Here is a 14451-nt window from a genome sequence, read left to right as displayed (position 1 = left end):
TGACAGCTGATGTTGTTATCTTTTCCATTTGGGAAGCTCTCTAATCATGCTGACTATCGCCAAATAGACCTCGATCCGCTATATATAGTGGTTATCGAGGTTTATTCACGGCATGAAGGACACTATCTAATTGAGAAAGCGGGGGTAACCCTAATGAGCGATGAAAACAGCACTGTGCAGCCCTTGGTTAAGGCGCAACCTTTGGGGATGCAGCGGGAACTGCTCCAAATTGTAGCCATGCTGACCATGCTCATTGATCATATTGGAGCAGCCTTATATCCGGATCAATTTCTGGTGTTGCGTTTTATTGGTCGTCTTGCTTTTCCGCTGTATGCTTTTGGTATCGTTCAAGGATATCTCTACACGCATAATATTCAGAAATACGTGCTGCGGTTGGGATTATTAGCGCTCATTTCCCAATTTCCATTTATGTGGGCCTTCGACTATATAGAAGTCAATGTGATCGGTACTTTTTTTATATGCATTTTGACCTTGATTGCGATGGAGCGTACGCGGATTATTTTATTGCAAATCCTGATTGCTTGTGCGGCTTTCCTGTTGTTTAGCTGGATTCCAACGGATTACGGCACCTACGCGTTGATGATGATTTTGATCTTCAGGTACACATCTTCCTATTTTGCCTTGCTATTGCATTTTTTCTTGAACCTGTACTATTACTGGACGGGCGGCGTGATTTATCAATATATTAGCATGGTATCTACGATCTGGCTGATTTGGGGAGCCAAAGCGAGACCAATCCCCTTTACGATTCCACGGTGGCTCTGGTTATCGTTTTATCCTGCTCATTTATTCATTCTTGCCATCATCAAATGGCTATTTTATTGAAAAAACGGTGTGTACAAGCAGGCGTGACTTGACACAGCAGCCGTTTTTTACATATAATCGCCTTATATGAACTAGCGGCAGTGATAGGAAGTAGTAGCTACGTACCATTTTTCAGAGAGTCAGTGTTAGGGTGAGAGCTGGCATATGGGAAGAGTGAACTCGTCTTGGAGCCAGAAGGTCAATGCTTGAACGATGCTGATGTTGAAGACGTCAACAGAGCACACACAAGTCTAACCGGATCGTTGCCCCCGCGTTAAGGGGAAGAGTGAACACGGGCAAAGCATGCTCGATGTTAACTAGGGTGGTACCACGGGAAGCACGCCTCTCGTCCCTAGCCGTTGCGCTAGCGATGAGGGGCTTTTTTGTTTGGACATAATGAAAGGGGATTAACAGAATGACAGAGGAAATTAAAGAACAGCAGGGCTATAACCCGCAGGCCATCGAACCGAAATGGCAAGGATATTGGGACAATCATAAATCCTTTAAAGTGCTGGAGGACGATAGCAAGCCAAAATTTTATGCGTTGGATATGTTTCCTTATCCGTCGGGAGCCGGACTTCACGTTGGACATCCGGAGGGCTACACGGCTACGGATATCGTTTCCCGTTATAAAAGGATGCGTGGCTACAACGTGCTGCACCCGATGGGCTGGGACGCGTTCGGTCTGCCTGCAGAGCAGCATGCATTGGATACGGGACAGCATCCCCGTGACATAACGATCAAAAATATTAATAATTTTCGCCGTCAAATCAAGTCACTAGGCTTCTCCTACGATTGGGACCGCGAGGTCAGCACGACCGACCCGGATTATTATAAATGGACGCAGTGGATTTTTATTCAGCTGTATAACAAAGGGCTTGCTTATGTAGACGAGGTTGCTGTGAACTGGTGTCCGGCTTTGGGTACGGTGTTGGCTAATGAAGAAGTCATTAACGGCTTGAGTGAGCGCGGTAATCATCCTGTCGTGCGGAAGCCGATGCGTCAGTGGGTACTGCGAATTACTGAGTACGCAGAGCGGCTGCTGGATGATCTGGAGGAGCTGGACTGGTCCGAGTCGATTAAAGATATGCAGCGGAACTGGATCGGGAAATCGAAGGGTGCCGAGGTCGTATTTGCGATTGATGGTCATCAAGGTGAAGGCTTGAAGGTATTTACCACTCGCCCGGATACTTTGTTTGGTGCCACCTACTGCGTTATGGCTCCTGAGCACGATTTGGTAGCGAGCATTACAACACTTGAGCAGGACGCAGCAGTGAAGGCTTATCAGGAAAAAGCCTCACACAAAAGCGATCTGGAGAGAACGGATCTGGCCAAGGATAAATCCGGTGTATTCACAGGTGCATATGCGGTCAACCCGGTTAATGGGGCGAAGGTACCGATCTGGATTTCTGATTATGTGCTGGCTGGTTATGGAACAGGCGCAATTATGGCTGTGCCTGGACATGATCAACGTGACTGGGAGTTCGCCAAGCAATTTGACCTGCCGATTGTTGAGGTTATTACAGGCGGAGACATTACGCAGGAAGCTTATTCAGGAGACGGAGCGCATGTTAATTCAGAGCTGTTGAACGGATTGACGAATGTGCAGGCGATTGCCACGATGATTGAATGGCTGGAGTCGAACGGCAAAGGTTATGGCAAGGTCACATATAGACTGCGTGACTGGTTATTCAGCCGTCAGCGTTACTGGGGTGAGCCGATTCCGATTTTACATCTTGAGGATGGCACAATGAAAACTGTTCCTGTCGATCAATTGCCTTTGCTGCTGCCGGATATCGAGCAAATCGCTCCTTCGGGTACAGGAGAATCACCACTGGCTGTTGTCACAGAATGGGTAGAAACCATAGATCCTGAGACCGGCATGAAAGCGCGCCGCGAAACAAATACGATGCCGCAATGGGCAGGCAGCTGCTGGTATTATCTGCGTTTTATCGATCCAAAGAATGACAAGGAGCTGTGCTCACAGGAGCTTCAACAAAAATGGCTGCCGGTGGACTTGTATATTGGTGGTGCCGAGCATGCGGTGCTTCACTTGCTGTACGCACGTTTTTGGCATAAGGTGTTGTACGATTTGGGTGTGGTAGCAACGAAAGAACCTTTCCACAAGCTGGTCAATCAAGGCATGATATTGGGTGAAAACAATGAAAAAATGAGTAAATCGCGTGGTAACGTGATTAACCCGGATGAGATCGTTAATGAATTCGGCGCGGATACACTGCGGATGTACGAAATGTTTATGGGACCGCTAGAAGCAACGAAGCCTTGGAATATTAACGGCGTTGAAGGCAACTTCCGTTTCCTGAACCGGATTTGGCGGATGTTTGTCGGGGATAATGGTCAGCTTCATTCCAAGATTTCTTCTGACGAGACCTTGGGAAGTGAATCCTTCAAGCGTACCTGGCATCGTTCGATCAAAAAAATTACCGAGGATTTTGAAGCGCTGCGTTTTAACACGGCAATCAGCCAATTGATGATTTTTACGAACGAGGCTTATAAAACAGATCGTTTGCCCAAAGCAGCGATGGAGCATTTTGTCCAAATGCTTTCCCCGATTGCACCTCATATCGCTGAAGAGCTGTGGGAGAAGCTGGGGCATTCGGGCTCAGTGACTTATGCCGAATGGCCTGTGTATGACGAAGCATGGACTGTAGATAATGAAATCGAAATCGTGGTACAGGTGAATGGAAAAATCGTGGAGCGTGCACTTGTTTCCAAGGACGCAGATGAAGCGGCTCTGCAAGAATTGGCGTTGGGCTCTGAGAAGGTACAGGAAGCTATGGCTGGCAAAACCGTAAGGAAAGTAATCGCGGTAAAAGGAAAGCTTGTTAACATCGTAGTTGGCTAATCGAGGCTGGCTGCTAATCAAATCCTGATTACTTGTCAATTTTAAATAACCGTCCGGTTGCACGGACGGTTCATACGAGGAAAAACGTGAAAGCATCGCGTTAGTCGGCACTTGCGCCGAAAAACCGTGCTTTCACTTTTTCCACATCTTCTTCATATTTGGAATGAGTTGTGCGGATTAGTTTATTAAACATCCCGTGCAGCTCATTTTCCATTATACGGAGCCCTTCGGCCGTAATTCCACCTGGCACTGCAACTTGCTTTTGCAAGGACAGAGGTGTGAACCCGCCAACGGTCAGCAGCTTGCCGGTTCCAAGCAGCATTTCGCATGCCAGTCGTGTCGCTTCAGGTTCGGAAATTCCAGTTTCCTCAACAGCGGCATCGACAAATTTTTGTAAGAAATAAGCTATAAATGCGGGTCCACAACTTGTCAGGTCAGATGAGATACGCGTATATTCCTCGGATACACGTATCGGTGTACTGATGAAGGCAAATAAATTCTCGAGCAGCTCAATATCTTGCTCAGACATGCGATCACTATACATGCATAGTGTCGCACCGCTGGATACATAGTTGGTGATGCTGGGTATTATTTTAGCAATCTTGCAGTTGAGCTGTCCTTCCAAATGACTAATAAGCACGGGGCTAGTTATGGACACGAATATATGTGAACCATCTATCTCGTCCTTCAGATCATCAATGACTGCTTTATACTCTAATGGTTTAACGCATATAAACGTAATTTCTGAATGATGTAAAACATCAATGCTGGAGTGGGAAACTCGGATACCGGGATAGGCAACTGCTAATCGTTCTGCTTTGGACAGGGTGCGGTTTGTGATCGTAATTTGCTCCGGTAGGAGCGCACCCGCTTGAATGAACGCTTCGATTAATATGCTGCCCATGCTGCCCGTACCGATGAATCCAACTTGCATAGCCATCCCCCCTTGGATCAGTAGACCTTCCTTTATGCGTATGCGGATGAGGTTGGGATTATACCAGTAATTGAACTGTGTTCATGAGAGGGAATGGTACAGTAAACGATCTAAATGGAACGTAATGATGAATCTTATTCAAATTTACTCTCACCAGAACGGAGGGAATTTGCTTTTGAACCTTAACAGTGGATGGAACATCAAATGGGTAGTGTGGCTTGTAACTGCTGCTATTATTTTGGTCATGGTATGGTGGGGCTACTCTTGGTATGGGCGTAGTTTGTCCCAGTCGACCGGATGGCACAATGCTAATGAAGAGATGCAGACGTTTTTGCTCAAGCAGTCGGAAGAAAAGCTGAAGAAGGCAGAAGTAACCGGTGAACAGGAAAAAAATGCCTCAAAACCCGCAAAAGCTAGCACAGATAAAAATGTTTCCAAGGACACAGCAGCCACCGCCCAAACGAATCCAGACCCACTAGCGGTAGAGGCCGCACCTGCCGTGAATAAGCCCGATCCAGTGTTACCTGACCCAGCTGCCAAGCCAGAATCAACTAAAGGCACGCTGAATCTTAACAAAGCCACGCAAGCTCAGTTGATTACCATACCTGGCATCGGTGAAGCCAAAGCCAAAGCAATTATTGCCCATCGCAAGCAAATTGGAGGTTTTCAGAGAATCGATCAGCTGTTGGATGTGAAAGGGATCGGAACGAAGCTGCTGGAGAAAATGAAGCCCTATCTGGTGCTGGAACCTTGATGATGTCTTTTGTTTTGAGGAAAAGTATGAGAAAATAGTATCAATACCTATTCTATTATAACTTATGGAGAACCTACTAATGACAACCCGCAAAGATTGGGATACTTACTTTTTGGATATGGCTTATATGGCTTCCACCCGTTCCCGCTGTAACCGCAGACATGTTGGAGCTGTACTGGTGCAAGGAAAAAAACTTCTGGGTGCTGCTTATAATGGTGCGCCTATGGGGGTACCGGATTGTTCGGAAGCCGGCTGCATGCTTGTAGAAGAATATGAGCTTTTAAATCTTGAAGGCTCTGAGCAGGTTCTAAAAAAACAACGCTGCATCCGCACCATCCATGCCGAGCAAAATCTGTTGCTGTTTACAGATCCGAAGGATCGTGAGAATTCTGTTGTTTATGTAACCGATCAGCCGTGCTGGACCTGCTCGAACATGCTGGCCAACAGTGGAGTTACCGAAATCGTGTACCATCGTCCATACAACAAGGACAGTGCCAAGGTGACGGCATTGATGGAGCAAAAAGGAATTATTTTTCGCAGTTTGGAGTCCTATGTACCGCCTTCAGGAACTAGTGATCCTATCAAGGATGGAGCGGAGTAATGGACAGGAGATCTGTGGACCATATACCGCGAAAATTCATTCCTATGAAATTGGATATTTTATTCAAGATGGTATTTGGCAGCAAAGTGGAAGTTGAAGAGATCATCAATAATGAGCTTGCCAAAGAGCAGTCACAATATGTTTAGTGAGAGATCTCTTTATTATTGGAGTAAGCTGTATGGAAGACAAATTCCTGAAGGCTTCATTTTTTGGAGCTTCCCAAGCTAACTGAATCAAAGGAGCCTGTAAATAGGCTTGAGCTATGGTTGAAGTTTTTAAATGCTGAATCTGAGGAGGAATTGAAAATGATTTCAGATAAAGATTCACTGCTTTCAGATGCATACCTGGAACGAATTAAAGCATTTGCAGATGAAGCTAAAATGCACGAAATCGATGCTAGACAAAAAGAATTGATGGATAGCATAACTTCTATTAACTATGCTAAACAAGAAGGCAGGATTGAGGTTGTTAAAGAAATGTATGCTGGTGGTATGTCAATTGAAACAATAGCTAAAGTTCTCAAGCAAAGTGAAGCTGAGATTCGCAAATATGTAAATATGTAGACAGCGGGTATTTACAAGGATAATCAATAGCTATTATGGGGAAGAACCTCTTCATGCACCCTCAGGTGCAAGAGGTTTTTTTGCGTTGTATCCGTTATTATATGAATGATGTAAAGGAGGCTGCTGGATGAATCGACCTCTCGTAGTATGCACGCTGCTGTGGATTAGCGGTTATGCGTTGGCGTATTTATTCAATCTGGACTGGTTATCTCTATATGTAAGTTTATTATTGGCAATAGTAATGGTTATATATTGGGGGTTGGGCTTAAAATTCAGAATAGGCGTATGCGCGGTACTACTCGTGTTGATTGGAGCAGGCTATTATGAGAACTATGACCAATCCAATCGCAGTGATATTTCACTGCCGCGTGATGCAGAAGGAGTTGGAGAAGCCAGCATGGTTCTGGCAGGCTTCATTGCATCACGGGTAGAGGTTGACGGGGATAAGGCATCCTTTACTTTAATGGTTGAAAGCCAACAGCAGGAGAAACAGGAAGATGAGTCCAGCAAGCTCGGCGCAAAGCCCAAGTTTGTAAAAGAGCCGATAGCAGTAAATGTAAAGCTGTTAACCCGCGAGGAGCAGCAGCGTGCCTATTCCTGGCAGAGGGCAGATCGAGTCGTTCTCCAAGGGATAGTCAAGCTCCCAGCCGAAGCGCGGAATTTTGACGGGTTTGATTATCGCGACTACTTGAGGCTGCAGCATATTCATTGGATTGTGAGCGTTAAAGGGATTGCATCCATGCAGGTTACACAGCCACAAACATGGACTCTGGATTCTCTATTACGCTGGAATGATCAATTTAGAATGATTCTCGCGCAACGAATTTCAGACATATTTCCTGCTGCTCAGGGAGGATTTATGCAAAGCATGCTGATCGGTTTAACTGACGATATGGACCCTGTACAATTTCAGCAATTTTCACAGCTTGGATTAACACATATTTTAGCGGTGTCCGGACTGAATGTTGCGGTATTTCTTGCTTGTTTGCTATGGGTATTGCGTAAATTACGTTTTACGAGAGAGACCTGTATCCTTACAGCTATTGCACTGATGCCGCTATACATTGCTCTAACAGGGGGCTCACCGTCTATTGTTCGGGCAGGATTAATGGCGATGATCGGTTTATATGCGGCGTATCGTCATACATTAAAGGACGGCTTGCACTCCGTTCTATTCGTAGGTTTTGTCATGCTGTTATGGGACCCCTATTACTTACTGGATGTCAGCTTTCAGCTCTCATTTTTGGTAACCATAGGGTTAATTGTCGGAGTACCGCCTGTTAACACTATCATGCCGATCCGTTCACAGCTATGGAAAAATACACTTTCGATCTCGTTAGTGGCTCAATTGATTTCTTTTCCGGTATCGATTTATTATTTTAATCAATTATCACTGCTGTCGCTGGCAGCCAATTTGTGTCTGGTCCCTGTGTTTAGTATGGTCACGATGCCGGGAGGCACTGCAGCTTTGGTTATCGGCTTTATCTACGTTCCTGCAGGGCAGGCATTAGCCTGGCTTGTCGCCAAGGTCAACGATTGGGTGTTCATGGTCGTTTCGATCTCCAGTAAATGGGATGGCTTTCAAACAATTTGGCCAAGCCCCAGTATAGGTTGGATGGTTGGTTACTATCTGGTTCTCGCATTTCTGGTAGCTTTGCTTATTCGTTTGAAAAACGAACATCATAAAGCAGCTGAACCTATGCTAAAGGCTGTTCGACCCGGCTGGCAGCTTGAAAGAAATGGCCAAATGAAATGGAATTGGATGAAGAAAAACTTGCCTCTGCCACTGGCAGGCATAAGCTTGATCGCCCTATTGGTATATGCCTATGTTCCTGACCGTTGGCATTCAGCAGGGGAGGGACATGTGGATTTTATCGATGTGGGCCAGGGGGATAGTATTTTAATACGTTCACCGATAAGTCGTAGTGTAATCTTGATTGATGGTGGTGGAACAGTGAGCTTTCATAAACCGGGAGAGGAATGGAAGCTGCGCAAAAATCCGTATGAAGTGGGAAGCAAGCTGCTAGTACCGCTATTAAAAAAACGCGGCATACAGCAGATTGATTATTTAGTCATCTCTCATGAGGACGCCGATCATATCGGTGGCTTGCAAGCTGTATTGGAGCAAATTCCGGTAAAGCAGCTGGTGTATAATGGTACCTTCAAACCAGGCCCAGCCGTAGAAAAATTGTTCCAGACTGCCTTGGATAAGCAGGTGAAGCTTGTTAAAGCCAGTGCCGGAAGCACGCTAAAGGTAGATACGTCTACAGAGCTATTGGTGCTGCACCCAATTCCGGGTGAAGCTGCAGAGGGGCTGCGTATAGAAAAAGAGCAAAATGGCCAATCGGTTGTGTTCATGATGCGTATGGCAAATACAAGATGGCTATTTACCGGAGATATGGATCAAGCTGCCGAAACGGCTGTAGCACAAATGACAGCTGCTTCCAAGTCCATTGACAATACGCATACAAGTAGCCTCTTTGATGCTAAGGATAAGCCGCTTAATTTGCCTGAACTTATGCAGCAAGGACCCATTGATGTGCTGAAGATTGCACACCACGGAAGCAAGACTTCTACATCGAACACCTGGCTCCAAGCCTATCAGCCTCGAATGGCGGTTATATCTGTAGGTGCAAGCAATGTTTATGGTCACCCGCATCCTACAGTTATAGAGCGTTTACAGCAGCACGGCATTCAGATTATGCGTACGGATTGGATGGGAGAAGTGCAAATGACGGTTAATAACGGTGAGATAAAGGTGAGGACAAAGCTTAAAATGGACCGATAATTAGCTGCGTATGAGTTATTTACATAAACAAAAATAAACTCGCTCAGATTTTGAACGAGTCCATCATTATTAATCTTTTAATGCCTTGTCAATCGGGAATCCTTGCCCGCTCCACGCCTTCTTTCCTGACCAATCCGCTTGGCCCTGCCAGAAAGGATCAGATGCACTTAATCCCAGCGGTAAAAACACGGCAGAACATAAATACAAGCTGCCCGTAGATATATACGTCTCGCCAACCTCCGGTTGGTGGCCGCAGAATCCGATAGTTAACCAGCCGTTCTCATCAAATGTGCCAGGAGCTTCAATCATCCGTCGAATAACTGCAGTTAGAGCGCAGCGGACTTGAGCTGGTTCGATAGTGGCATCCAGTTCATTGCGCAGCGCGACTTGACTCAAAACCTGGAAAGCGCCAAAGCGATAGGCTAGTGAGCGACCGTGTGCTGGGAATGTGCCTTCAGGTGATATCAGGCGCTCCTGCTGTACAGCATAACGTTGGGCCCGCTTCACGATCCGCTCCTGTAGTGCTCCCCAAGCCTCTTCTTCGTTGGCAACAGCTTCAATAATATCAACCAACATAGGTTGGATAACGAAGCTGTTGTAATAATCCGCATGATACTCCGGCCCATCGCCGTAGATACCGTCTCCTTTATACCATTGCTCATGCTGCCTGATTGCATAATCAACACGCATCCGATCCCATTCTTCACCAGCGCGGAAAAGAGCGGTTTCGATCATCGCCGCGAACAAGAGCCAGTTGTTAAACCCTGGCTTGCGTGTCCGGGTTGCTTTTAGAGCCGCTACCACTTGCTGCTGTACCCGCGGCTCTAGCTTTTCCCACAGTTCTTTGGGTGCCCTAAGAATGGCATGAGCCAGAAAGGCCGCGTCTACGATGGGTTGATAACCTTCGGAAAAATTCATGAAATCAGGAGATGAGGGATCTGTACCGGCATCAATGGCTTGTCTGGCGAGATCGGCGTAATGCTGTCTCAAGCGTCCTTCTTCACCTTCATGACTGCCAGTTTCAAGCCAAGGTGCCATTCCTGTTAATAGGCGAGCCAATGCTTCCAAATGCGTATACATAGGCCTGTCATCGATTTTTCCTTCGACGGGCATTTTTTCTTTTAGCTGACGGTTGGTCAAATGATACAGCACGGGTTGTGCAATTCGACTTAAAGTATCTATCCAATAAATTCGATCTTCCTGAGCTTCCGGCATGGTGAGATTCCCTCCAACATAGTTTCGACAATTAAGTTCTCTTTTGATTATTTTATAACAAATAAATACATGGGTCATTGGTGAACATGACAATTATCTTTGTGTAAATATTATATAGTATCATTTTCTAGCACAATTATTGGAAGACTAGGGTGTTATGGATAAGCTTTTTAAGGGAGAAAGTGTATAAATCTATATATTAGCTGTTGGCAGGCAGCCTGCTGAACATGTATAGTTTGTATGTTGCAGACAACTGATGACCTGAAATGAAAGCTTCCATTTCAGCCAATAACTGCCGGAGTATACCTTAGCCCTTAAATTTGATATTCTTAATACAGCTAATTATATTTTTGTTGTGCAACATTATTAATTATAGTTTCGTTTATATAGTTGCAAGAGAGGGGGATCCCAGTGGTAGCGCCAGATTTGATCAAGGCTGCCCAGTCGGGCGATCGCGACGCTCTAATTACCCTGCTGCGTGAGATTGAAAATCATGTTTACCGAACCGCATATTACATTTTGGGTAACGAGCAGGACGCTTTGGATGCCGCGCAGGAAGCTTTAATACGGATTTATACAAAAATTAATTCTTATGAAGAAAAGGCGCAATTCAAGACGTGGGTCCAGCGCATTGTTACCAATTTATGTATAGATAAATTCAGGAAAAACAAGCCTACTGTTTCCATTGAGCAGTTTGATTTGACCTTTACAGAAACAAAGACAGTTGAACAAGAGGTTATGTCCGCATATATTGCCGAAGATATTAAAGAGGCCATTGATAAACTGCCGGAACATCATCGATCAGTCGTCGTGCTTAGGTATTTGCAGGATTTCTCCTACAATGAAATTGCCGAATCACTTGATTTGCCCATCAACACGGTTAAATCCTATTTATTTAGGGCTAGGCAGCAGTTGCAAACGTTGTTGCAGGATTACAAAAAAACATCAACTGAATCGACCCGGGGATGAGCAGATAACAGGCTTGGTTCTCATGCTCAGTCGGTTTACTGCATAGCGTTGTGCACTGTCACATATCAGTTGTGAATCTTTTAGAAAGGTAGTGTGCGGGATGAATTGCCAAGAGGTGATCGAACTGATGCAGAGATATCTCGATCAAGATCTCGATAAAATAGAATATAATCAAATGCTGGATCATATACAGGATTGCCCGGAGTGCTCAGAGTTGTTTGAGCGATTATTGAATGTATCCGAGCAATTGGAAAGCTTGCCTAAGGTCACGCCTTCGTTTAGCCTGGTAGATGCGATTCTGCCTAAGCTGCAGCAAATGGATATGGTGTCAACTCCTTTGAGCATGGAGGATCACGCTGCATATGCATCTCGTGATATCTCGTCCTCTGTTCCAACAAAGCTGACAACCTCATCTGCACAGACTTTGCGTAAAGATACCGTACCTGTAAGCCGAGCTACAGATTGGCGTAGTCGGACACGTAGCTTTGTTTCAGCTAAAATCGTTGGCGGTGTGGTTGCCGCTGGTTTGATACTCGGTTTCTTTGTTTTCAATCAGCAAGAACAGAGCAATATGCAAAATGCAGATGGCGCTCTAATGGCTCCTAAGTCCGCCTCAACGAGCAGTGCAAGCTCCAGAGAAAAATCTGCAGCTCCCGCTGCCTCTGGCATGAGCGAGTCCAACAGCAATGCAACTGCGGATACCTCACCGGATGTTAACGGCAATATGCCTGCACTGAAACAGGAAGAAAGCAATGCGTCCCAGTCTTCTAAAGATTTGGTTTCGCCTCCGGAGGCTCCGACTGCGAGTACGCCTGCTAATAACTCAACGCCAGCACCAAATATGGGCTCCAATAAGATAGGCGGGGCTGTGCCACAGGCATCCAGCCCAAAGAGCTCGGCAGCCGACAGTCAGATCATGACTCCGCCAAGCACAGTTGAGAGCACTTCTCCGAATTCTTCGTCCACTCCGCTGCAAGCGGGCACAGGTGACGGACAACTGAAAGAACCTCTAACCTTTGGTGCGCAGCAGCCAGCGGCTAAAGCAGATAACCCAACTGCCAAGGCTATTGTTCCACAGGCAGAGACGCCGCGCAGCAGCTTGGCAGCGCCAGGTTTATTCGGTGGTAATGCAGCATCTTCGGCTGCTTCCGATAAAAACTCTAACGCTGGGTCAGGAGAGATTGCCCAGCCAAGCACCGGCAACACAGCTTCAGCCAATGATAGTAATGCTGCCAAATCCAAAATAGGCGAAGCGCCAACTGCAGATCAAAGCTTCTCGTTCATGCAAACTCAAGCAGCCAGCAGTCTTGCTGCTGCTGACAAGACATACACGGCAGCCATTAGCGAGAAGCGAGTCGTTATAAGTGACAAGAATGGTAAAAGTATCTTTACATCGATGAATGTAGCCGCGGTTACCGAACAAATTACATTGCTGGAATGGACGGCTGATTACAAGCTGACCTATCAGATAAGCGGTCCAACAAGCACAAGGACTTTCATCATCAATGCCGTAAGTCGGTCGGAAGCAGCAAAGTGACCATTTACAAATATTTCGTATTCGAGCCAACACACATTATGCTTCACTTGCGTATGATAGGTTAGGTTGGAAATGGAATCATAACGTCGTATGACCACTCGGGGAACGGTTTCTAGAGCCTTAACCCGGTTGTTTATATAGATGGGCTTGGCAGCAAAGGGATGATGTCTGAACCGTAAGGTTTTGACGGAATCCCTTTGTTGTTGTTACAATGCTCATATAAACAGGTTTAGAGGGAAATGGGTGAGCAGCAATGGATTTCAAGACCGCGTTAAGGAGTATTCAAAAAGGTGCATTTGCGCCGCTGTATGTGTGTTACGGTACAGAGGGTTATTTAATTCAGGAATTTTTACAAAAGCTGACGAGCCGTCTTATTGATCCACAGGATGCAGCGTTTGCTGTATCCCGTTACGATTTGACGGAAACTTCGATAGATAGGGTTATAGAAGAAGCTGAGGAGTTACCTTTTATTGGACCAAGAAAGTTGATCGTAGCGACAAATGCGCTGTTTCTGACGGGGGCCAAGGATAGCTCAAAGGTAGAACACAGTCCGGAGCGGCTGCTGGAATATTTAAAATCCCCTGCTGATTTTTCCGTTATCGTATTGACTGTGAGTGCTGAAAAGCTTGATGAACGCAAGAAGCTCGTGAAATCACTGAAGGAAAAAGATTACTTGATATCATGCGCTGCTTTATCGGCGGACGACCTGGGACAGTGGCTGAAGGGAGAGGCTGAGAAGGCTGGCATTTCTTTTGCACCTGGTGTTCAGGATCAGTTTATTATGTACACGGGAACGAATCTGCAGGCTTTATCGAGTGAGTTGGATAAATGCGCAATGTTTATAGGGCGCGGTGGCACGATCACGAGTGATGTATTAGATCAGTTGGTGACACGTAGCATTGAACAAAATATTTTTCTGCTGATTGAGCATATTGTACAGCTTAAATTGGACAAGGCCTTTACGATGTTGGCTGAGCTTCTGCGGCGCAAGGAAGAGCCTATTAAGATCATGGCTTTGATAGCTAGACAGTTTCGTATCATGTACCAGGTAAAGGATTTGCAGCAGCAAGGTTATTCACAGCAGCAAATCGCATCACAAATCAGTCTGCATCCTTATGCAGTCAAGATTGCTGCCGGACAGAGCAACCGTTTTGAGGTCAGCCAGCTGTTACATATTTTAGATCAATTATCTGATCTAGACTACCAAATGAAAAGTGGTAAAATCGATAAAGCACTCGGTCTGGAGCTTTTCTTGTTAAAGCTCGTTGCCTGAACGAGAGCCGGATCCATAAGAAAAGCTTCTGATCGAAGCCTATTCGGTGAAGATACATCCGTGTTATAAATGTAGCTTTTCTTGCGAGATAAGAATCGTTCAGCTTCGCTGAAAACATATAAATTC

Annotated in this window: 12 protein-coding genes; 10 read left to right on the top strand and 2 right to left on the bottom strand. The window is 45.8% G+C overall.

Annotation, left to right across the window (positions count from 1 at the left end; translation table 11 throughout):
- The first annotated feature begins 153 nt into the window (after positions 1-153).
- Together NST47_RS24715 and leuS are read left to right on the top strand one after the other, a co-directional pair.
- Positions 154-846: a TraX family protein gene (locus tag NST47_RS24715; RefSeq protein ID WP_341157504.1), complete on the top strand. Its 693-nt coding sequence runs from the start codon at positions 154-156 to the stop codon at positions 844-846.
- 394 nt (positions 847-1240) lie between these two features.
- A complete protein-coding gene (gene leuS, locus NST47_RS24710; protein ID WP_341157503.1) occupies positions 1241-3691 on the top strand; it encodes a leucine--tRNA ligase in 2451 nt (816 codons plus the stop codon).
- Between the two features lie 100 nt (positions 3692-3791).
- Here leuS and comER read toward each other — a convergent pair whose 3' ends face one another.
- On the bottom strand, positions 3792-4625 hold the full coding sequence (comER, locus tag NST47_RS24705) for a late competence protein ComER (protein WP_341157502.1): 834 nt from the start codon (positions 4623-4625) through the stop codon (positions 3792-3794).
- Positions 4626-4749: 124 nt separating this feature from the next.
- On the opposite strand from comER, the gene NST47_RS24700 reads away from it, so the two are divergent.
- The 5 genes from NST47_RS24700 (at position 4750) to NST47_RS24680 (ending at position 9331) form a co-directional block, all read left to right on the top strand.
- A complete protein-coding gene (locus tag NST47_RS24700) occupies positions 4750-5379 on the top strand; it encodes a ComEA family DNA-binding protein (protein ID WP_341157501.1) in 630 nt (209 codons plus the stop codon).
- A 79-nt stretch (positions 5380-5458) separates the two neighbouring features.
- Complete coding sequence (locus NST47_RS24695) at positions 5459-5980, top strand: deoxycytidylate deaminase (protein ID WP_341157500.1); 522 nt, start codon at positions 5459-5461, stop codon at positions 5978-5980.
- Positions 5980-6126 carry a hypothetical protein gene (locus NST47_RS24690; RefSeq protein WP_341157499.1) on the top strand — a complete coding sequence of 49 codons (147 nt, stop codon included), beginning with the start codon at positions 5980-5982 and terminating at the stop codon, positions 6124-6126. The genes NST47_RS24695 and NST47_RS24690 overlap by 1 nt, the downstream gene beginning before the upstream one ends.
- Positions 6127-6189: 63 nt before the next feature.
- The gene (locus NST47_RS24685; protein ID WP_341157498.1) at positions 6190-6543 is read left to right on the top strand and encodes a hypothetical protein; all 354 of its coding nucleotides are present in this window, start codon (positions 6190-6192) and stop codon (positions 6541-6543) included.
- A gap of 127 nt (positions 6544-6670) precedes the next feature.
- Positions 6671-9331: a DNA internalization-related competence protein ComEC/Rec2 gene (locus NST47_RS24680; protein ID WP_341157497.1), complete on the top strand. Its 2661-nt coding sequence runs from the start codon at positions 6671-6673 to the stop codon at positions 9329-9331.
- Positions 9332-9400: 69 nt separating this feature from the next.
- On the opposite strand, the gene NST47_RS24675 is transcribed toward NST47_RS24680, so the two are convergent.
- The gene (locus NST47_RS24675; RefSeq protein WP_341157496.1) at positions 9401-10546 is read right to left on the bottom strand and encodes a DUF2264 domain-containing protein; all 1146 of its coding nucleotides are present in this window, start codon (positions 10544-10546) and stop codon (positions 9401-9403) included.
- 411 nt (positions 10547-10957) lie between these two features.
- On the opposite strand from NST47_RS24675, the gene NST47_RS24670 reads away from it, so the two are divergent.
- The 3 genes from NST47_RS24670 (at position 10958) to holA (ending at position 14325) form a co-directional block, all read left to right on the top strand.
- Positions 10958-11515, top strand: coding sequence for an RNA polymerase sigma factor (locus NST47_RS24670; protein WP_076230084.1), 558 nt, complete (start codon positions 10958-10960; stop codon positions 11513-11515).
- A gap of 100 nt (positions 11516-11615) precedes the next feature.
- Positions 11616-13052, top strand: a complete 1437-nt coding sequence (locus NST47_RS24665; RefSeq protein WP_341157495.1) for a zf-HC2 domain-containing protein — start codon at positions 11616-11618, stop codon at positions 13050-13052.
- A gap of 253 nt (positions 13053-13305) precedes the next feature.
- Complete coding sequence (holA, locus tag NST47_RS24660; RefSeq protein ID WP_341157494.1) at positions 13306-14325, top strand: DNA polymerase III subunit delta; 1020 nt, start codon at positions 13306-13308, stop codon at positions 14323-14325.
- Positions 14326-14451 lie beyond the last annotated feature (126 nt).

It is taken from the genome of Paenibacillus sp. FSL H8-0034 (assembly GCF_038000305.1).
GTDB lineage: Bacteria > Bacillota > Bacilli > Paenibacillales > NBRC-103111 > Paenibacillus_S.
This window is presented reverse-complemented; position numbering and strand designations above follow the sequence as displayed.

Excerpts from the sequence above, each read along its gene's own strand:
- NST47_RS24715 (WP_341157504.1), top strand. The coding sequence starts at position 154 with ATGAGCGATGAAAACAGCACTGTGCAGCCCTTGGTTAAGGCGCAACCT.
- leuS (WP_341157503.1), top strand. The coding sequence starts at position 1,241 with ATGACAGAGGAAATTAAAGAACAGCAGGGCTATAACCCGCAGGCCATC.
- comER (WP_341157502.1), bottom strand. The coding sequence starts at position 4,625 with ATGCAAGTTGGATTCATCGGTACGGGCAGCATGGGCAGCATATTAATC.
- NST47_RS24700 (WP_341157501.1), top strand. The coding sequence starts at position 4,750 with ATGATGAATCTTATTCAAATTTACTCTCACCAGAACGGAGGGAATTTG.
- NST47_RS24695 (WP_341157500.1), top strand. The coding sequence starts at position 5,459 with ATGACAACCCGCAAAGATTGGGATACTTACTTTTTGGATATGGCTTAT.
- NST47_RS24690 (WP_341157499.1), top strand. The coding sequence starts at position 5,980 with ATGGACAGGAGATCTGTGGACCATATACCGCGAAAATTCATTCCTATG.
- NST47_RS24680 (WP_341157497.1), top strand. The coding sequence starts at position 6,671 with ATGAATCGACCTCTCGTAGTATGCACGCTGCTGTGGATTAGCGGTTAT.
- NST47_RS24675 (WP_341157496.1), bottom strand. The coding sequence starts at position 10,546 with ATGCCGGAAGCTCAGGAAGATCGAATTTATTGGATAGATACTTTAAGT.
- NST47_RS24665 (WP_341157495.1), top strand. The coding sequence starts at position 11,616 with ATGAATTGCCAAGAGGTGATCGAACTGATGCAGAGATATCTCGATCAA.
- holA (WP_341157494.1), top strand. The coding sequence starts at position 13,306 with ATGGATTTCAAGACCGCGTTAAGGAGTATTCAAAAAGGTGCATTTGCG.